Here is a 17,936-nt window from a genome sequence, read left to right on the forward strand (position 1 = left end):
GGACACCGATTTGGGGTGTTCCGGGGCCCGCCAAACCGCTATTCAGCAGGCTCGGAAGGAACCAGGAAACCGTCGCTGACCAGGTTCGCGACGTCGTCGAGCAGCCCGGTCCGGAACGCGTCGCCGTCGAACCCGTCCTCCCCGGCGAGGCTCCCGCCGAGCAGCGCGGCAAGGGCTCCGATGATCTGGCCGACGGAGAGGTCACCGTCGCACGCGGAGACAAATCCGGCGAGTTCGGTGCTGAGCAGATTGGTCCGGCGCAGGCCCGCACCCTGGCGCAGCAGGATCACGCCGGGGTGCTCGGCGCCGGGGCGCTGATGGCGCTCCTCCGTGACGTCGTCCGCCACGAGCAGGTGCGCGTCCGCCAGGCTGTTGGCGGCCAGCCAGTCGGAACGCTCGACGGCGGCGCCCAGGTGAGGCCCGATGGGCTGCTCAATGGGGTACGTGATTTCCTCGAAACGGCTAATGGAGGCGGCGGGTCGTCCCGCCGTCGGCCGGCGCAGCCAGATCATCCCGAAGCCGACCCCCGCCACGTTCCGGGACGCGAAGTCCGCCAGGTAGTCGGCGTAGGCGTCCCGGTAATGCTTCCGGTCGCGGGATTCGGACGCGTCCTGCAGCCAGGTTTCGGCGTACTGCTCCGGGCCCACCTGCTCCCGCTGGATGAACCAGGCATCCGCGTCCGGACCGATCCAGCTCTTGGGCCGCTCATACCATTCCGTCCCGGCGGGGATTTCCCAGTTGCCCAGCATCTGAGCGGTGCCGCCGGGGGCCAGGGCACCGGGCAGCGCCACCACGAGCGAGGACACAACATCGTCGCCGGGCAGGCCGCCGTCGCGGTAGGTGAACTGCCCGGACGCGTGCTCGCCCAGGGTCCGCGGGGTGATGACGAACGGCGGGTTGGACACCACCAGTTCGAATTCCTCACCGGCCACGGGCTCCAGGAGCGACCCCAGCCGAAGGCTCACCCGGTCCTCCAGGTGTTCCGGGTCCAGGTGCAGGGCCTCGGCATTAAGGAGGAGGTTAAACCGGGTGAAGGCCAGCGCCCGTGTTGAGATGTCCGTTACCGTCACGTGCTCGGCATGGTGCAGGAGGTGGAAGGACTGGATGCCGCAGCCCGTGCCCAGGTCCAGTGCCTTGGCGACGTGGCGTCGGACGGTGGTCTGCACCAGCGTGGTGGACGCCTGCCCGATCCCCAGCACATGGTCGTGCCGGAGCATGCCGGCCTGCTGGTGCGCGGCGAGGTCGCTGGCCACCCAGAGCTCGGCGCCCCCGCTGCCGTCCTCATTGGCGTCCCAGCCGTACGGCCGCAGATCCGCTTTCGCCTGCAGCAAGTCCTGCGCCGGCTGATCAGTGCCGGGCTGATCGGTGCCACGCCGATCTGGGCCGGGCACGGGCTCGAGCAGCCCCAGCTCGACCAGGCCGTCGGCCCGTACTCCCGGCAGGGCGGCGTCGAGCGTTTCCCGCGTCTGCGGTTCCGCCAGGAGCCAGAGACGCACGACGGCGGCGAGCGCCGCCCTCGTCTTCTCACCGTTCACTCCGTCACTCTCTGCGGCGCTTTCGGTGGCCAGCAGCGCCGGGATGATCTGGTCCCGGTTCAGCGCGCGGTAGGCCGACTCGCCCAGGAGCCCGGCCACGCCGTCAAGCGTGTAGTCCACCCGGCGCAGGTCCGCGGCGAGCGCCGCCAGCAGCCCGGGGAGGTCGCTGCGCGGGGCATCTGGGGTGTTGCCGGCCAGGAAAAGCGTGGAATCAGTCACCGCCCAAGTCTATTGGCGGGCACGCTTCCTCCTGACGGGCTACAGGTTCTCCGCCGCGTAGATCTTCAGGGCGTCCCGGACGAAGCCTGCACCCTCCGCGCCGCCGTAGTTCTTCGCGAACCGGGGGTCAGCAACGTACATTTCGCCGAGCGCGGTCACGTATGCCTGGACGTCACCCTTGCCGGTGCCGCTCTTCCCGTCACCTTTGCCGCGGGCGTCCGACGCCGGCGTGCCCGGGATGCCGGTCAGCCATTCCACGTGCCGCCTCGCGATGTCCTGGGCCTCCGCGCTGTCCGGTGCGATACCCGCCGTGGCGGCGGCGATCCAGTCCGCGCCCAGCTGCTGCGAGCGCTGCTTCCACGCGGCCTTCTCGTCGGCGCTCATGCCGCGCCACCACGAATCCCCCTTCGCGTAGGCGTCCTTGCCCCAGCGTTCCTCCACTTCGTCCTTGTACTGCGTGTGGTCGAAACCGTTGAACATGTCTTCTGCCATGATTTCGCCACCTCCTTTCACTGCTTCGATGGTTTGGGTGACCGACGCGATCTGCCGCGCCAGCCTGTCCTGTTCCTGCTTCAGCCATTCGAGATGCCCGGTGAGCGCCTTCGCTGCGTCCGCTTCGTCGTCGAGCACCTGGCTGATCACCGGCAAGCCCAGCCCCAGCCCGCGCAGGAGCAGGATGCGCTGGAGCTGCACCAGCGCCGCCTGGTTGTAGTAGCGGTAACCGTTGTGGCCGGTGCGGCTGGGCTTGAGCAGGCCGATGTCGTCATAGTGCCGCAGCGTCCTGCTGGTGGTGCCTGCGATCCGGGCGATGTCCTGGATGGACCAGTCCATGCGTTCCTCCTTCCTGGTCTGTTTGCGGGATGGTCCGGACGTTCTGGTCCGGCTGATGGTTCAACGATAAATGTTGACGTAGCGTCAAGGTCAAGGGGTCTGAATCACGGAGCGCAGATAGGGCCGGGTAAGTTGGAAGCATGGTTCCATTTCCTTCCTCCCTGCCGCGCGCCCTCTCTGCTGTGGCTGCAGCAGCTGTCCTCCTGGGCGTCGCCGGCTGCGCGCAGCAGCTTTCGGTGGAGAACGCGGATGTGCCGGCCTGGAAAGCCACGGCGATGCCGTCGGCCAGCGGCATTGTTGCCGAGGATTCCGGCAGGATTCTCAACGCCCAGCCCATTGACCATACGGAGAACGTGCCGGCAGGCAAGTACACGCTGACACTCGTCTGCGAAGGCGGCGGCAAGGCCTTCCTCGCAGTGCGGTCCGGCGGCAAGGAACTCGCCGACCTCGGGGCGGCCTGCCACGGCGCGCCGGAGTCCATCAAGATCACGCTCCCGGAATCCGGACCGCTGGAGCTCAGCGCCTCCAGCGTCGATGCGCCGCTGATCTACGCCTACCAGCTGGTAACAGCGGGTTAGTTGACCCGGCTTTCCCTCACTTCCTTGAGGCTCTGGATTGGGGTCCGTGCCGGGCATAGAGTCGGAGTATGCCCGCAAGCCAGGGGGCGCCGCCGCCCCGCAGGGCGGTACTTCGTCCGGGCACTTGCCCGTCCCGGTCAGTCTCCGTGCGCACCCGGGTGAGGGCCGCCGTCGTACTCTGGACGGCGGGCGCACTCGTTGCCGGAACTGCGCTCGCCGGATGTGAATACACGTACGACGAAGGGTGGCGGCCCACCGAGGTCCCGGCCGCGCCGGAGGTGACCGAGCCGGGGCCACGCGCTGAGCTGTGGCGGAACGATCCCGTCAGCGAGGCTGAAATGGAGGCCTGGCTGACGGAGTCCCAGGTGGGGCCCGGCCTGCAGGTGGCGCACAGGACATTCGGCCTGTTGCGCGCGGAGGAGGTCCGAACGGACGCGACGGCGCCCCTCCCCGCCGGAACCTATGTCCTGGTGCTGGTGTGCCGGAGCCAGCGGCGCGTCGACTTCAAAGTCCGCAATGACGAATTCACCATGGTGGACCTCAGCCTGCGCTGCGGATCACGGCGCGAAAGCGTGATCTACCTGTCCAAGGAAACGGTGCTGCATTTCCAGGTCGAAGCGCCGTCCCCCGCCAATTTCGCCTACCGGCTGGCCCGGCTCTGAACCGTGCGAGCCGTCAGGCCGCGCAGCCTTCGGGGCAGCGTAGCGTCTCCGGGCTGGCGGCACACTCGGTGCAGTACAAGGTCAGCGTGCGGCAGCTCAGGTTGGAGCAGTTCTCGAACTTGCTGGTGGGCGCGGCACAGCGGACACACTCACCGATGGTCTTGGCGTCCTCGCTAAATTCCAGGTGCATGCGTTTGTCGAACACGTACAGCGAGCCTTCCCAGAGGCCCTGGTCCTTGAACGTTTCGCCGTAGCGGACGATGCCGCCGTCGAGCTGGTACACCTGCTTGAAACCGCGGTTCACCATCAGGCTGGAGAGCACCTCGCAGCGGATGCCGCCGGTGCAGTAGGTGACCACCGGTTTGTCCTTGAGGGCGTCGTACTTGCCGGAGTCGAGCTCCTTGATGAAATCGTGGGTGGTGGCCACGTCAGGGACGATCGCGTCCTTGAACTTGCCGATCTGGGCCTCGAAGGCGTTGCGGCCGTCGAAGAACACCACGTCCTCGCCGGCCTGTTTCGTGGCCTCCACCAGTTCATGGAGTTCCTCGGGCTTGAGGTGGGTGCCGCCGCCCACCACGCCGTGCTCATCCACCTTGAGTTCGCCTGGCGCGCCGAAGGAGACGATCTCGTCCCGGACCTTAACGCTCAGCCGCGGGAAGTCCTCCGCGCCGCCGTCGGACCATTTCACGTCGATGCCGTGGAAGCCTCTGTATTCGCGCGTGGTCTTCACATATTGCTTGACGGCGCCGATTTCGCCGCCCACCGTGGCGTTGATGCCGTCCTTGGAAAGGAGGATGCGTCCGGTCAGCCCGAGTTTTTCGCACAGGGCACGCTGCCAGAGCCGCACCGCGTCCGGATCAGCGATGGGGGTAAAGCCGTAAAAGAGCACAATTCGGTTCAAAGCCACGTATTTAAGGGTACTGGGTTGCCGGGCAACGGACCCGCCGGCAGCCCAGGCCTAAGATTGCCTCGCGGCGATGGCGGCGTCGCGCCTGTTCAGGGCAGTTTCGGCCGCCCGATAGCCCAGAACGACGACGGCGAAGGGCACCGCGGTTGCCGTCACTGCGGCCGCGAAAGCATCAGCGCCATTGTTGAGGGCGAGTTCTGCCGCACCGTCACCAACGAGGCGCGGCACCACAAACAGGACCACGGCAGTAAGAAACCCACCAAGTCCCGGCCGTTGCGCTCCTTCGGGCTCGGAGCGCGAACCCAAAAAGTCCAGCGGGCGCTTCAAATTCCGGTAGATCAGTGCGCCGGCCACCAGCGGGATGAGCCCGCAGGCAAGCCAGACCCAGTAAGCCACGCCCGTGGCCGTCTCCCAATACCTGGCGCCGCCCACCATGGCCACCATTAAGGCGACGCAGACCAGCAGGGACAGCGGAAAGGTGTTCTTGGACAGTTCCTGGGCGGCGGGCATTCGGTCAGTCTTGTCCTGTCACGATTGCATAAGCAAGTCACATCGGGGGCACCCTACCCCTGTTGCTTGTGTCGGGGCTGGAATACTCTCATGACATGAGTCCGGACGCCTTGGTTGAAGACATCACACGCCTTCTTGAAGTCTGGGTAGCTGGCTGGGCCGGCTGCCGCGGTTACCAGACAACGGTTGAGGGCCGATTCCCCGCCGCACTGCGGGCCGACACCACCGGGGAATGGGAATACTTCGCCCACGACCCCTCCGCTGACGAGTTCGCGGCCCTGGCTGCGAAGACTGCCGAGGCACCGCCGAGGGTCCTGACCATCCTCACCAACGACGTTGCCCGTTTCACGGCGCTGGCCCCAAAACACGGGCTGAACGTCACGTCCGCATCGCAGGCCATGATGATTGTGGACATGGCCACCCAGGACACGGAGGATCCCTGGCTCTCCGACGACGACCTGAACCTGGTCACCTCCGAACTTGACGGCGTCCACCACGCGGTGGTCCGATCGGGTGACACGGTGGCGGCGAGCGGCAGGGTGTTTGTAGTGGGCGAGACAGCGGTGTTCGACAAGATTGTTGTCCAACCCGCGTTCCAGCGTCGCGGCCTGGGCAGCTTCATCATGAAGGCCCTTGCGGCGCAGGCCATCGGACCGGATGTGGAGAACGGCCTGCTGCTGGCCTCCATCGACGGCCAGAAGCTGTACTCCCACCTGGGATGGTCCACTGTTTGCCGCGTGCTTTTGTTGTCCACCTCCGATGAGGGTGCTGACCTTTCCGTGGGGTGATTTTTCCCCGGGTGAAAGAATGTTGGGGTGAACCCCCATGACTCCCTGATTCCATTGCTGGGCCGAGGCCCGGACCCGGAACAGCTGCGTCATGTCCGCACCATCCCAGCCCGGCAGGCAGTCCACGAACCGTGGCCAACGTGGGCACACCCGGATCTGGTGGGCGCTTACGGCTCCCTGGGCATCCACGAGCCCTACCGGCACCAGATCCAGGCCGCCAACCTGGCCCACGGCGGCGAGCACGTGGTCATCGCCACCGGCACCGCCTCCGGCAAGTCCCTGGCCTACCAACTGCCGGCGCTTGATGCCATCCACCGCTCCGAACTGCGCGTCCTGTCCGAACCGGGAAAGATCCACGACGACGGCGCCGTGACGCTCTATCTCTCCCCCACGAAGGCACTCGCTGCCGACCAGCTCGCAGCCATCCGTTCCCTGAATCTGCCCACCGTACGGGCCGAGACGTACGACGGCGATACCGACCCCGCGTCCCGCCGGTGGATCCGGGACCACGCCAACTTCATCCTGGCGAATCCGGACATGCTCCACTTCGGCATCCTCCCCAATCACGCCTGGTGGGCCAGCTTCTTCCGGCGGCTGCGGTACGTGATTGTTGATGAGGCGCACAGCTACCGCGGCGTGTTCGGCTCGCACGTGGCCAACCTGATGCGCCGGCTGCGCCGCATCTGCGAGTACTACGGTGCCGGGACGGCCCATCCCGGTCCGGTGTTCATCGCCGCGTCAGCCACGGCTTCTGAGCCAGGCACATCGTTCGGCCGCCTGATCGGGGCGCCGGTCCGGGCCGTTGCCGAGGACTGCTCGCCGCACGGTTCCACTACGGTGGCTTTCTGGGAGCCTGCCCTGACCGACGTCAAGGGCGAGAACGGCGCCAGGGAACGCCGCACCGCCGTTGCTGAAACGGCCGATCTGCTGGCGAACCTGGTCTCGTCCCGCATCCGGACCATCGCCTTCATCAAGTCCCGCCGCGGAGCGGAGACAATCGCTTCGATCACCAAGCGCCTTCTGGACGAAGTGGACCCCAGTCTTCCCCAACGCGTGGCCGCCTACCGTTCCGGCTACCTTCCGGAAGAACGCCGGGCCCTGGAAAAGGCACTCCGCTCCGGCGAGCTCCTGGGTGTCTCCAGCACGTCCGCCCTTGAACTGGGCATCGACATTTCCGGGCTGGATGCCGTCCTGGTCGCGGGCTGGCCAGGCACCAGGGCGTCGCTGTTCCAGCAGATCGGCCGGGCAGGGCGCGCGGGCCAGGATGCGATTGCCGCGTTTGTGGCCAGCGATGATCCGCTTGACACCTACCTGGTGAACCATCCCGAGGCGATTTTCGACGTGTCGGTGGAGGCCACCGTCTTTGATCCCTCCAATCCCTACGTGCTGGGGCCCCATCTTTGTGCCGCCGCCGCGGAGCTTCCGTTGGGCGTGGCTGAGCTGGGCCTGTTCGGCGGCACGGCAGAGAAGCTGTTGGGGCAGCTCGTGGCGCAGGGCTATTTGCGCCGCCGGCCGGCGGGCTGGTTCTGGACGCACTCCCAGAGCGCTGCGACCATGGTGAACCTTCGCGCCGACGGAGGCGGACCGGTAAGCATCGTTGACGCCGACACCGGGTCCCTGCTCGGGACCATGGATTCGCCCCAGACGCACTACCAGGCGCACACAGGTGCCATCTACGTGCACCAGGGCGACAGCTATGTGGTGGAGGACCTGAACGAAGACGACCACTGCGTGGTGGTCCGGCGCGCCAACCCCGACTACTACACAACGGCCCGGGACGTGACCCAGATCGAAGTGCTCGAAACACTCCGGACCGAGCACTGGGGCGATATCGCCGTTCACTTCGGCGATGTGAAAGTGACAACACAGGTGGTTTCCTTTCAGCGCAAGGCCTTGATTTCAAACGAAATCCTGGGCGAGGAGCCGCTGGAGTTGGGCGCCCGGGACCTGTTCACGAAGGCCGTCTGGTTTGTGGTGGAGAACCGTTCGCTGACGGGCGCCGGGCTCATCGAGGCGCAGTTCCCGGGGGCCCTGCACGCCGCCGAACACGCAGCGATCGGCCTGCTGCCGCTCGTGGCCTCCAGCGACCGCTGGGACATCGGCGGAGTATCCACCGCAATCCACGCCGACACCGGCGTGCCCACCATCTTTGTGTACGACGGGCACCCCGGCGGTGCCGGCTTTGCCGAACGCGGCTTCGACAAGGCAAAGGTGTGGCTCTCCGCGACGCGCGACGCCATCAAGGCGTGTGAGTGCGAGTCGGGCTGCCCGTCCTGCGTCCAGTCCCCCAAATGCGGGAACAAGAACAATCCGCTGGACAAGGCTGCCGCCGTCACGCTCATCGACATCCTCCTCAAAGACGCGCGCGAAATGCCTCTCCGCGGTGCGGAATTCCCGGCCAGCACGGAGCCGTTCAGCACCACAGCCGCTCAGGGCGGCGGCCCAGCCCGAGCCTGACCCGTGGCGGCGCCAACCAGTGTCCGTGCCTTCAGCTCCGTTCGGACCCTGACGGTCTGACCGGCCCCTTCCCTACAGCTGACGAGTGCCGCCTCATGGCGGGCTGCTACCTCGGCGGCCACCGTGCAGGGGTCTCCGGACGTGATCCCGCGCAGGGCATCGGCCGCGGCAAGGGCAGCGAGGTCCGCCGCTGCCGCTGCCCTGCTGGCCATCACCGCCGACTGTGCGAACAACAGCATCAGGGCCATCGCCATGATCACAACCAGCGCCAGTCCCGCTGCGAGGACCGTTCCCGAACCGCGCTCCGGGTTGTCCCGGAATTGCCTGTTCACAACGGCGCCTCCTCCGGGGCCCCGACCGGCTCCAACCCCGGATTGGCCGCGGCAGCCGGCGTTTCGCTCCGCGTGGTGGCCTTGGCCGTGAGCGTCCAGGGCACAGTTGCCCCCAGCGGCCCGCCCACACCGTCGGCCACCGTAACGCTGAGCCACTCACCTTCAGTCCCAACGGACGCCGTTGCAGACGTCCCCGCGAAGGTCCTGACGATCCCCTGCACTGCGGCCGGGTCCTCGCCACGGGCCAGCGCCCTGGCGCCGGCCCGCGCCGCCTCCTCGAGCCTGAGCTGCGTGACGCCCGCGGAGGCTCCCGCTAAGAGCAATGCGAGGAGCAACAGTACTGCCGGCAGCGCTACCGCGAACTCCGCCGTCACGGCGCCGTGGGCATTCCCCGGCCCACGGCGCCGGCGACGGAACCGGCGACGTAACGCCGCCGCCGGTCCCAGCGCCCCGCGGCTTTCCACGCCCTGGTTCCGGCAGCGGCCACAGCGGCTGCTCCGGTCATCAGCCCGTGGCAGCTCTGCCGGCGGCAGACTCATGGCAAGGCCAGCGCCGTGCGGATGAGGTTCAACAGGAATCCGCGCACTTCGTCGCTGCGGAGAATGAAGACGAGAAGTCCGGCGAAGCCAACCGCGGCAAGGGTGGCGATGGCGTATTCGGCCGTCGCCATTCCGGCCTCTGAAGCTGTGAGCCGGGGCCGGCGCTTTTTCGCCTCTCTGGCACCGGGGTAAAGCTCCACGACGTTGCCAACGGCCTCCGGGGCCTCCTCCCGTTGGCAGGTACAAGCGCCCAGTCCTGCATTGGCAAGTACTACGGAGTCCCATGCGGGGGTACCCGCAACTCCCGTGCTGAGCTCCGGTGCAGGGGCGGCGGAAAGGCTGTTTCGGATGATGGTCATGGTGACGGTTTCCCTTCTGTGCTCCGGCCGAGTTGCCGGCTGATTTCGACTCTTCCCGGCTCCGCAGATCTCGGTAAGTGCAAACATCCCGTAAGTGGATAAGCGCCGCTTTGAGCGGATTGTGGAGGACGGGACGGGGTGTGGAGTAATGGACAGTAGGCCAAATCCCGCGGTCAGGACCCGGACGGCACCAGTGCCAGCAGGACCGGGACTACGCCCAGGCAGATGAAGGCCGGGAGCGAGCACAGGCCCAGCGGAATGACCAGCTTCACGCCGAGCGAGGCCGCCCGTTTCTCCGCGGCGCGGAATCTTTCCCGGCGCAACCTCGCGGCCTGTGCGTAAAGGATGGCCGACGACGGCGCTCCGGTCAGGGCGGCGAATCCCAGGGCGTCACGCAGTTCCAGGATTTCCGGAAGACGGACTTCGGAACTGCGCCAGGCTGTTTCCCAGTCGGCTCCGATGGCGAGCGCAGACACCACCGGACGCAGCGCCTTGCCGTAGTCCGTGGAGGCCGAGGCCGCGACGAGTTCCAGGGACCGGCCAATGCCAGACCCCGCGTCCAGCATCGCGGCCACGAGCTCAAGCATCATGGCCGTGTCACGCAATCCGTGAAGGCGGCCGCCTTGAGTGAGTGCTTCATCGGCCCCATGCGGCCCGGCGCCCACGTCCCCTCGCAGTCTGAGCAGTCGCTTTCGGACCCGGCTTGGCTGCGAAAGGGCAAGGCAGGCGGCAGCAGCCAGAACAACGGCCAAGGCAAGCCCCGGCACAAGAATGTCCGTCATGGCACACCGGCCCCGGCGGCAGCACCGACCAGGCGGGCGGACCAGATTCTTCCGGCGATGGTGAGGCCCACACCCGCTGCGAGGGCCGCCAGCCCCAGCGGGGTCCCGATCAGGATGGCCAAGGGATCCACGCCCAACGCTATTCCCAGGCCCAGTCCCATCAGCGGGAGCCACGTCAGGAGACCGACCGTGGCCTTGGGCCCGGCGAGCGCTGTTTGCCGTGCGGCCTCGGCGTCGTCTTCCACTTCCAATTGGGCCGCAAACCTCGCCAGGACATCCGCCAGTGGACAGCCACTGGCTTCGGCGATGTCAAAGCAGGCGGCCAGCTCGCACCAGATCCGTGACTCCCTGCCGTCGGCGCGCGAATACTCCGCAAGCGCGGCCTTCCGGATCGCCTCAGACACGGGTGCGCCCCGGAACGCTGCTGCCCGGACGGCGCCAAGCATCACCAGAGAGCCTGTGCTGAGGCTCGGACCGGTGCGCCCGGCCGCTGACCCGCGGATTGGTTCCGCCCTTCCGCCAAGGTCCTGCGATTCGCGTGAACCTGCGCCCGTAGTTGCGGAATCTGGCTCCGGACGGCCGCCGTGGACCAGACACAGTTCATCCCATAGCCGTGCCGGAGTGCGGCCGCCCTTCAGCAGCGCAGCAAGCTGCTGCACCACAAGGGTCAGTGACAGGTCATTCCGTTCCGGTCCGGCACGGAGCAACTTGCGCCACGAGCCGCCCGTCCTGCTGCCACCAGCCCCGCCGTGAACCCGAGAGGCGAAGCCTGGTCCTGCACTCCCCACGGCCCGCCGGAAACGGCCTGTGGCACCGCCGGGCGGGCTGAAGAGCAGCACGACCGCCAGCACGAGGACCACGGCCAGAACAAGTGTCATGCGGCGGCACCCGCCTCGAGGGACAGCTCCAGGCGCAAGCTCAGCGCTTCCCAAGCAGGACCGGTACAGAGCTGGCCTCGCCTGGTCTCCAAGGCCGGAACCACGGTCAGTCCGCCGGGACCGTCCTGCACCACGCCAACGCAGGCCACGTGCCGGCCGTGGCCGGACCGCTCCACGTGGACCACAACGTCCAAGGCGCTGGCTGCCTGCAGCCGGACCGCGTCCTGGCCCATGCCTGCCAGAGCTCCCAAAGCTGTCAGGCGGGCCGGGACAGCGGTGGCAGCGTTCGCATGGATGGTCCCTCCCCCGCCGGTGTGGCCTGTGTTCATGGCGGTCAGGAGTTCCCGCACCTCGGCACCACGGCATTCCCCCACCACCAGCCGGTCCGGCCGCATCCGCAGTGCCTGCCGGACGAGTTCGCCGAGATCCACTTCGCCGCCGCCTTCGAGGTTTCCGTGACGGGACTCCAGCGACACGATGTGCGGATGGACGGGGTTCAGTTCGGACGCATCCTCGATCAGGACCAGCCGTTCCGCCGGGGAGCACAGCCCCAGCAGGGTGGACAGCAACGTGGTCTTTCCGGAACCCGTGGCCCCGCTGATCAGGAAACTCAGCCGCTGCTCAACAACCCGTTCAAGGACCTCCTGGACAACGCTGCCGAACATGCCGCCGGCACGGAGTTCGTCCATGGAGAAGACCTGATCCCGCCGGATCCGGACGCTCAACAAGGTGCCGGCGGTGGAAATCGGCGGCAGGACTGCGTGGACACGGTATCCGCCCTCAAGCCTGACATCAACGCACGGGGACCCGTCGTCCAGCCGCCTGCCGCCGGCGGCCACCAGCCGCGATGCCAAGGCCCGCACCTGTGCCTCGCCGGAAAACGAAACCCCAGCCGGTTCGAGGCCCCGACCCCGGTCGATCCAGACCGAGTCCGGGGCGTTGACGAAGATGTCGGTGACGTGCACGTCCCGCGTCAGTTCCTGGAGTGGGCCGAGCCCGTTCAGCTCGGCGCTGATCCGTTCCACGGCGGCAAGGGAGCCGGCAGTCCCCAGCAGCCGGCCGGTGGCCTGGACGGCGGCGGCAACCCGGGACGGGGTGACAGGTCCGGCGTCGGCCATGACTGACTCACGGACCGTTTCCAACAGCGCCGAATCCAGAAAGCGCGGATCCAGGACGCGGTCCTGCCGACGGCGTGCCCCCGTCCGCTGGTCCTGGGGCAACGGGGGCGGGACGGGCCGCTGCGCGCTCACGGCAGGTCTCCGACAGGGATGTCGCCGTCCAGCAGATCGAGCACTGAGGCGGCGAAATGCCTGACACTCCGTCGTTTGCCCACGTCAAGGAGCCTGCCGTTTTCCCCGGCAGCCGTAACGCCGCGCAGCTCCGGAACCCGGCCCTGGACCGGCAGCCCGACGGCGTCCGCAATCAGTCCGGCGTCCAGCGCGGCACCAGCCTTGCCCCGGACGAGGAGGGCCGCCTCGACCGGCGGAAGTTCGTGCAGCAGCCGGGCCGTGGCTACCGCGGCCTTCAGCTGCGCCGGAACAACCACGAGGATGCGGTCGCAGTCCCAGGCAAACATGCGCACGGGTTCGGCGCCCCGGCCGATGTCCACCACCACCAGTTCATAGCCCCGCCGGGCCGCATCCAGTACGCCACCTGTGGTGGCGGCATCCACCGGTGCCTGGCGGTCGCGGCTGCCGGGCCAGGAGAGGAAGGAAAACCCGCCGGCGACCGGCAGTGAGTCGGCCAGCTGCTCGGGATCGATGCTTCCGCTGGCGTCGGACAGGTCAGGCCAGCGCAGACCCGGCGTCTCCTCAGCCGCCAGTGCCAGTTCCAGGCCACCACCCCACGGGTCGCCATCAACCAGCAACACGCGCACACCCAGCCCGGCCGCCGCCTGGGCGATCCAGATTGCCGCGGTGGTGGCACCGGCACCGCCGCAGCCCCCTGTTATCCCGAGGACGAGCCCTCCCGCTTCGGGTGACCGCGACCGGCTCAGGTACTCTGCCAGCCAGGCCGCGGCATCCGGAAGCACCGCCACCCGCTCCGCTCCGAGGGCTGTGGCCAGGTGCCAGAGACTGTCCCCCTCCCCGTTCAGGCCCACCAACACGGCAGGGGCCCGCCGCCGCGGCGGCAGCTCGCGGACATCGCTCCCCACCAATACTGCGGCCGCGGCGTCCCAGTACTTCGCGGCATCAGCCACGTCCGCCACCACCCGCAGCTGGCCGCCGGCGGCAGCCACAATGCGCTCCACTTCGCCCTGCAGAAAGTCGTAGCCGGTGACCAGGAGAACCTCGGCACCAGCGGGGTCCGGCAGCCAGGCTCCCGCGGCCCGTCCCGAGGCAGGCGCACGGGACGTGGATCCACCGGACCTGGAATCACTGGCCTGGGAACCACCGGATTCAGATCCTTGGGGAGGGGAGGGCCGGGCACGGGACAGCTGGGCGGAAGGCCGCTCGGAAGGGGGTGGCGATAGCTGGTGCCTGCTCATGCAGCAACTCTCCACCGAACTCAAGGGGGAGAAACAGGGCCATGCCACCGTATGTGGACAACTCCCCCACGCGGCCGAAAGGCCGGACAGAAAGACGGGCCGAACGGTCGGACCGGTTACTGCTTACCGTATTTGCGGTGGACGGCCTGCTTGCTGACCCCCAGGCACAGGGCAATGGCCTCCCAAGACAGACCGGCCTGCCTCGCCTTGCGGACCAGGGCCGCTTCGGCGCGGCCGACCTCCTTCTGCAGTTCCGCCACTGCGTACAGCGCTTCAGCGGGGCCTTTCCCGTCCATTGATGCGGCCAGCGTTTTCATCCGCTCTACCTCCATTCGTCAACTTTAGTTGACGAATGGAGGGCCGTCAACACATGTTGACGGCATGGGATTGGGGCTTGAATGTCCCCGCCACAGGGCAGAATTGGACCTATGTATCTGCTGCTCGCCGCCCACGCCCACGGCGCAGCCCTCCAGCAGGTCACCCAGGCGGGCGATCCCCACCCCGACCGCCCCGAACCTCGCCTCATCAGCGCAAGCGAGCTGGCCGGCGTCGTACGCCAGCTGGAGAACCGGCCCCGCGAGGCGCCACCCCGCTGGATCTGGAACCGGACCCAGGACTGGTACCCCGCCCTGCTGGCGGCCGGCGTGGAACTGGAGCGCTGCTATGACCTCGGGTTGTGCGGCAATATCCTGGCGTATTCGCAGTTCACCGCCCACACGGAGTACGCGCGGAACGCCGACAAGGAATCGTTGGACGATCCCCAGGAGCCGCCCCGCGCCCTCCAGCCGCCGCCCCCGCCGGCGGATCAGGGCGCCCTCTTTGACGATGTCCGCCACCGCGCCCCACGGCAAGGCCTGGCGGAGCTCCGCGCCGAATATGCCGCGCAGCAGGCTGCCCTGGCCGATGCGCCGCCGGAAGAAAACAAGCGGAAACGGCTCCAGCTGCTGCTGGCCGCCGAATCCGCCGGCGCCATGATCGCCGCGGAGATGCAGCACACCGGCGTCCCTTGGCGCGAGGACCTGCACGAGCAGATCCTGGCCGGCCACCTCGGGCCGCGCCCGCCGTCCGGTCACCGCCCCGCGAAGCTGGAGGCCCTGAACACCGAACTGCGGGGGCTGCTCAACTCGCCCGGACTGAACCCGGACTCGCCGCAGGAACTGATGCGCGCCCTGCACCGCAACGGCATCGAGGTGAAAAGCACGCGGCAGTGGGAGCTGATGGAGTCCAGCCACCCCGCCATCGAACCGCTCCTCGCCTACAAGAAACTCTCCCGTCTGCACACCGCCAACGGCTGGGCCTGGCTGGACGCATGGGTAGCCAAGGGCCGCTTCCAGCCCGAGTATGTTGTGGGCGGTGTGGTGTCCGGCCGCTGGGCCTCGCGGGGCGGCGGGGCCCTGCAGATCCCGCGGCAGATCCGCGGCGCCGTCCATGCGGATCCCGGCCACAAGCTCATCGTCGCGGACGCCTCCCAGCTGGAACCCCGAGTGCTGGTGGCGCTGGCGCAGGACTCCAAAATGGCGGAAGCAGCGCGCGACAAGGACCTGTACGCCGGCATCGCCGCCCAGGGTTTCGGCGGCGACCGCGCCAAGGCGAAGGTCGCCCTCCTCGGCGCCATTTATGGCGCCACCACGGGCGAATCGGGGCGCCTGATGCCGCAGCTGGCCCGGACCTACCCCCGCGCCGTCGGCTTCGTGGAGCAGGCGGCGCGCGACGGCGAGGCCGGCGGCACCGTGACCACCCGGCTTGGCCGGAGCAGCCCGCCCCCGTCGGAAGGGTGGTATCGGAGCCAGCAGTCGGCCACTGCCGAGGAGCAGCGCCGCGCGGAATCCATTGCCCGTTCCCGCGGCCGCTTCACCCGCAACTTTGTGGTGCAGGGATCCGCCGCTGACTGGGCGGCGTGCTGGCTGGCGGAATTACGACGGCGGCTGCGGGCCTTGCGTGCCGACGGCTCCGTTCAGGCGGAACTGGTGTTCTTCCTGCATGACGAGGTGATGGTCCATGCCCCCGAGGCCGGCGTCCAGGCCTGCATCCGGGCCATCGAGGAAGCTGCCGCCGCCGCGAAGGAACTGCTGTTCGGCCCCATCCCGGTGGAATTCCCCGTCAGCGTGGCCGTAGTGGACTCCTACGACAACGCAAAATAGCAAATCCGGTTAGCCGGAAGAAACCTACCGGTGAGTAGCTGGTCGAACCGCTGTGACCATGGTTACATCGGTGCAGGACTGAAGCAGACGGTCCAGCTATTCATGCAAAGACGCATATCAGGGGAGGTCCGGCATATGGCTGGCAGGTTTGAAATACATCGTGTAAGTGACGAGTGCTATCGGCTGAGGCTCACCGACTCAAACGGGAACATAGTGGCGGTTTCGCCCGACTTCAAGCATCTCGGTGCATTGAAGGACGGCATCAATGCCCTGCGTGAAAACGCAGCCACCGGCATTGTTGTTGATCTTCGGCAGCAGCCGATCGCCAGCTGAGGCGGTGTGCGCGAGCTCAGCCGGCGCACACGTGGTGCAAGCCCGGCGGGCTCAGTCCCGCCGGGCCACACCGAACCTGCGAGCTACCCCGAACCTAGAAGACCACCTCGTGGAGCCGGGTCCGGTCCCACGGCACGGCCCAGCCCAACTGGTCAAAGAGTCCATCCAGAACGATCCCGGTGAAGCCCCAGACCAGCACGCCGCTGACCGCGAAGGCCGGGCTGCTGAAGGTTCTGCCATCGCGGCTGACAGTGGCGGTCACCCGGTTGGCCGGGTCCAGCAGGTCGCGGACAGGGATCCGGAAAACCTGGGCGGATTCGGCATAGTCCACCACATGCACGGGCGACGGCGACGCCCACCAGCCGAGCACCGGCGTCACCAGGAAGTTGCTGCGGGCCAGCCCAAGCTCCTGGAGCACGCCCAGGACCTCCACACCGGCGGAGTCCAGCCCGGTCTCTTCTTCGGCTTCCCGCAGGGCGGCCGCAACCGGGGTTTCGTCCCCGTCGATGGAACCGCCGGGAAAGGCGACCTGTCCGGGGTGGGAATCCAGGGTGTGCGCGCGTTCCAGCAGCAGGACATCAAGATCCGCCGCGGCAAGGGGTTTGCCGGAGGCTGCGGGAACGTCGTCCAGCACACCAAATAGCATGAGGACTGCCGCCTTGCGGGCTATGGTTTCGTCCACGGTCAGGGCCGCCCAGGCAGTGTTCGGCGCGGTGACGTCGCCACTGTCCGATCTGCGCACCAGGTCGATCAGGTCCTGGCGTGCGCTCACGGGAGCCGCCTCTGCGATTCCATCCGTATTTCAGCGGCGCGGTGCGTCTCGGCCAGCAACCGTTCCAGGAGGCTCTCGCTCCCGGGCGCCAACTCGTATTTAAGGAGCTTGGCGGCTTTGACGGGATCGGTCTCGCCCAACCCATAGCTGGGGCACCAGTTCGCCACCGGACACGCGCCGCAGGCTGGCTTCCGTGAGTGGCACACCCGCCGCCCGTGGAACACCACACGGTGCGAGAGCATGGTCCAGTCCTTGGGCTCAAACAGTTCAGCGACGTCGAATTCGACCTGCACCGGGTCCTCGGACGTGGTCCAGCCGAAGCGCCGTGCGAGCCGGCCGAAGTGGGTATCCACAGTGATCCCCGGGACGCCGAAGGCATTGCCGAGCACCACGTTGGCAGTCTTACGCCCCACTCCCGGCAGCGTCACAAGGTCTTCCAGACGGCCGGGGACCACGCCGTCGTACTCGTCCACCAGCCGGGTACTCAGGGCCAGCACGCTCTTCGTTTTGGCCCGGAAAAAGCCGGTGGGCTGCAGGATCGCTTCCATCTCGGCGGGATCGGCCTCTGACATGGCCCGGGCGTCCGGGTACCGCGCGAACAGGATCTTGGTGACCTGGTTGACCAGCACATCGGTGGTCTGGGCCGACAGGACGGTGGCCACGACCAGCTCGAACGGGTTCCGGAAATCCAGCTCCGCGTGGGCATAGGGATACTTCTCCGCCAGGGCCTTGTTGATCCGCCGCGCCCGGCGCTTCAACGCCAGCAAAGACTCCGGAGCTGTCGTGGCCGGGCCGGATCCGGGTCTACGGGACGTGGCCACGGGG

20 protein-coding genes are annotated in these 17,936 nt (G+C 67.7%); 6 read left to right on the forward strand and 14 right to left on the reverse strand.

Annotation, left to right across the window (positions count from 1 at the left end):
• Nucleotides 1-38: 38 nt before the first annotated feature.
• A complete protein-coding gene (locus tag ACX80V_RS15210) occupies nucleotides 39-1,754 on the reverse strand; it encodes a DUF7059 domain-containing protein (RefSeq protein ID WP_485843851.1) in 1,716 nt (571 codons plus the stop codon).
• Between the two features lie 39 nt (nucleotides 1,755-1,793).
• On the reverse strand, nucleotides 1,794-2,585 hold the full coding sequence (locus tag ACX80V_RS15215; protein WP_485843852.1) for a MerR family transcriptional regulator: 792 nt from the start codon (nucleotides 2,583-2,585) through the stop codon (nucleotides 1,794-1,796).
• A 140-nt stretch (nucleotides 2,586-2,725) separates the two neighbouring features.
• On the opposite strand from ACX80V_RS15215, the gene ACX80V_RS15220 reads away from it, so the two are divergent.
• Nucleotides 2,726-3,163, forward strand: coding sequence for a DUF6023 family protein (locus ACX80V_RS15220; RefSeq protein WP_485843853.1), 438 nt, complete (start codon nucleotides 2,726-2,728; stop codon nucleotides 3,161-3,163).
• Between the two features lie 68 nt (nucleotides 3,164-3,231).
• Nucleotides 3,232-3,825: a DUF6023 family protein gene (locus tag ACX80V_RS15225; RefSeq protein ID WP_485843854.1), complete on the forward strand. Its 594-nt coding sequence runs from the start codon at nucleotides 3,232-3,234 to the stop codon at nucleotides 3,823-3,825.
• 13 nt (nucleotides 3,826-3,838) lie between these two features.
• Here the strand turns inward: ACX80V_RS15225 and trhO are convergent, their stop codons facing one another.
• Nucleotides 3,839-4,732 (reverse strand): oxygen-dependent tRNA uridine(34) hydroxylase TrhO, encoded by an 894-nt coding sequence (trhO, locus tag ACX80V_RS15230; RefSeq protein ID WP_485843855.1) that lies wholly within the window; start codon nucleotides 4,730-4,732, stop codon nucleotides 3,839-3,841.
• A gap of 51 nt (nucleotides 4,733-4,783) precedes the next feature.
• The gene (locus ACX80V_RS15235; protein ID WP_485843856.1) at nucleotides 4,784-5,242 is read right to left on the reverse strand and encodes a hypothetical protein; all 459 of its coding nucleotides are present in this window, start codon (nucleotides 5,240-5,242) and stop codon (nucleotides 4,784-4,786) included.
• A gap of 95 nt (nucleotides 5,243-5,337) precedes the next feature.
• Here ACX80V_RS15235 and ACX80V_RS15240 point away from each other — a divergent pair, with 95 nt between their 5' ends.
• A complete protein-coding gene (locus ACX80V_RS15240; protein WP_485843857.1) occupies nucleotides 5,338-6,030 on the forward strand; it encodes a GNAT family N-acetyltransferase in 693 nt (230 codons plus the stop codon).
• A gap of 27 nt (nucleotides 6,031-6,057) precedes the next feature.
• Nucleotides 6,058-8,487 carry a DEAD/DEAH box helicase gene (locus tag ACX80V_RS15245; RefSeq protein WP_485843858.1) on the forward strand — a complete coding sequence of 810 codons (2,430 nt, stop codon included), beginning with the start codon at nucleotides 6,058-6,060 and terminating at the stop codon, nucleotides 8,485-8,487.
• Here ACX80V_RS15245 and ACX80V_RS15250 read toward each other — a convergent pair.
• The 8 genes from ACX80V_RS15250 to ACX80V_RS15285 all read right to left on the reverse strand — a co-directional run bounded on the left by ACX80V_RS15250 (nucleotide 8,460) and on the right by ACX80V_RS15285 (nucleotide 14,197).
• Nucleotides 8,460-8,819 (reverse strand): Rv3654c family TadE-like protein, encoded by a 360-nt coding sequence (locus tag ACX80V_RS15250; protein ID WP_485843859.1) that lies wholly within the window; start codon nucleotides 8,817-8,819, stop codon nucleotides 8,460-8,462. The two genes, ACX80V_RS15245 and ACX80V_RS15250, sit on opposite strands and share 28 nt — an antisense overlap.
• The gene (locus tag ACX80V_RS15255) at nucleotides 8,816-9,283 is read right to left on the reverse strand and encodes a TadE family type IV pilus minor pilin (RefSeq protein ID WP_485843860.1); all 468 of its coding nucleotides are present in this window, start codon (nucleotides 9,281-9,283) and stop codon (nucleotides 8,816-8,818) included. The genes ACX80V_RS15250 and ACX80V_RS15255 overlap by 4 nt, the downstream gene beginning before the upstream one ends.
• Before the next feature lie 71 nt (nucleotides 9,284-9,354).
• A complete protein-coding gene (locus tag ACX80V_RS15260) occupies nucleotides 9,355-9,717 on the reverse strand; it encodes a DUF4244 domain-containing protein (RefSeq protein ID WP_485843861.1) in 363 nt (120 codons plus the stop codon).
• A 173-nt stretch (nucleotides 9,718-9,890) separates the two neighbouring features.
• Nucleotides 9,891-10,499 (reverse strand): type II secretion system F family protein, encoded by a 609-nt coding sequence (locus tag ACX80V_RS15265; RefSeq protein ID WP_485843862.1) that lies wholly within the window; start codon nucleotides 10,497-10,499, stop codon nucleotides 9,891-9,893.
• On the reverse strand, nucleotides 10,496-11,377 hold the full coding sequence (locus ACX80V_RS15270) for a type II secretion system F family protein (RefSeq protein ID WP_485843863.1): 882 nt from the start codon (nucleotides 11,375-11,377) through the stop codon (nucleotides 10,496-10,498). The genes ACX80V_RS15265 and ACX80V_RS15270 overlap by 4 nt, the downstream gene beginning before the upstream one ends.
• Entirely contained in the window at nucleotides 11,374-12,597 is a 1,224-nt protein-coding gene (locus tag ACX80V_RS15275; protein ID WP_485843964.1) for a TadA family conjugal transfer-associated ATPase, read from the reverse strand. The genes ACX80V_RS15270 and ACX80V_RS15275 overlap by 4 nt, the downstream gene beginning before the upstream one ends.
• Before the next feature lie 26 nt (nucleotides 12,598-12,623).
• Nucleotides 12,624-13,865 carry a septum site-determining protein Ssd gene (ssd, locus tag ACX80V_RS15280; protein ID WP_485843864.1) on the reverse strand — a complete coding sequence of 414 codons (1,242 nt, stop codon included), beginning with the start codon at nucleotides 13,863-13,865 and terminating at the stop codon, nucleotides 12,624-12,626.
• Between the two features lie 116 nt (nucleotides 13,866-13,981).
• Complete coding sequence (locus ACX80V_RS15285) at nucleotides 13,982-14,197, reverse strand: AsnC family protein (RefSeq protein ID WP_485843865.1); 216 nt, start codon at nucleotides 14,195-14,197, stop codon at nucleotides 13,982-13,984.
• A gap of 96 nt (nucleotides 14,198-14,293) precedes the next feature.
• Between ACX80V_RS15285 and ACX80V_RS15290 the strand changes: the two genes are divergently transcribed.
• Both ACX80V_RS15290 and ACX80V_RS15295 read left to right on the forward strand, forming a co-directional pair.
• Nucleotides 14,294-16,006 (forward strand): bifunctional 3'-5' exonuclease/DNA polymerase, encoded by a 1,713-nt coding sequence (locus ACX80V_RS15290; protein WP_485843866.1) that lies wholly within the window; start codon nucleotides 14,294-14,296, stop codon nucleotides 16,004-16,006.
• A gap of 135 nt (nucleotides 16,007-16,141) precedes the next feature.
• The gene (locus ACX80V_RS15295) at nucleotides 16,142-16,339 is read left to right on the forward strand and encodes a YegP family protein (RefSeq protein ID WP_083510592.1); all 198 of its coding nucleotides are present in this window, start codon (nucleotides 16,142-16,144) and stop codon (nucleotides 16,337-16,339) included.
• Nucleotides 16,340-16,433: 94 nt separating this feature from the next.
• Here ACX80V_RS15295 and ACX80V_RS15300 read toward each other — a convergent pair whose 3' ends face one another.
• Both ACX80V_RS15300 and nth read right to left on the reverse strand, forming a co-directional pair.
• Nucleotides 16,434-17,111 carry an NUDIX hydrolase gene (locus ACX80V_RS15300; protein ID WP_485843867.1) on the reverse strand — a complete coding sequence of 226 codons (678 nt, stop codon included), beginning with the start codon at nucleotides 17,109-17,111 and terminating at the stop codon, nucleotides 16,434-16,436.
• Nucleotides 17,108-17,932 carry an endonuclease III gene (gene nth, locus ACX80V_RS15305; protein WP_485843868.1) on the reverse strand — a complete coding sequence of 275 codons (825 nt, stop codon included), beginning with the start codon at nucleotides 17,930-17,932 and terminating at the stop codon, nucleotides 17,108-17,110. Before nth ends, ACX80V_RS15300 begins: the two co-directional genes overlap by 4 nt.
• Between the last annotated feature and the right edge of the window lie 4 nt (nucleotides 17,933-17,936).

This window comes from Pseudarthrobacter arbutini, assembly GCF_054510915.1.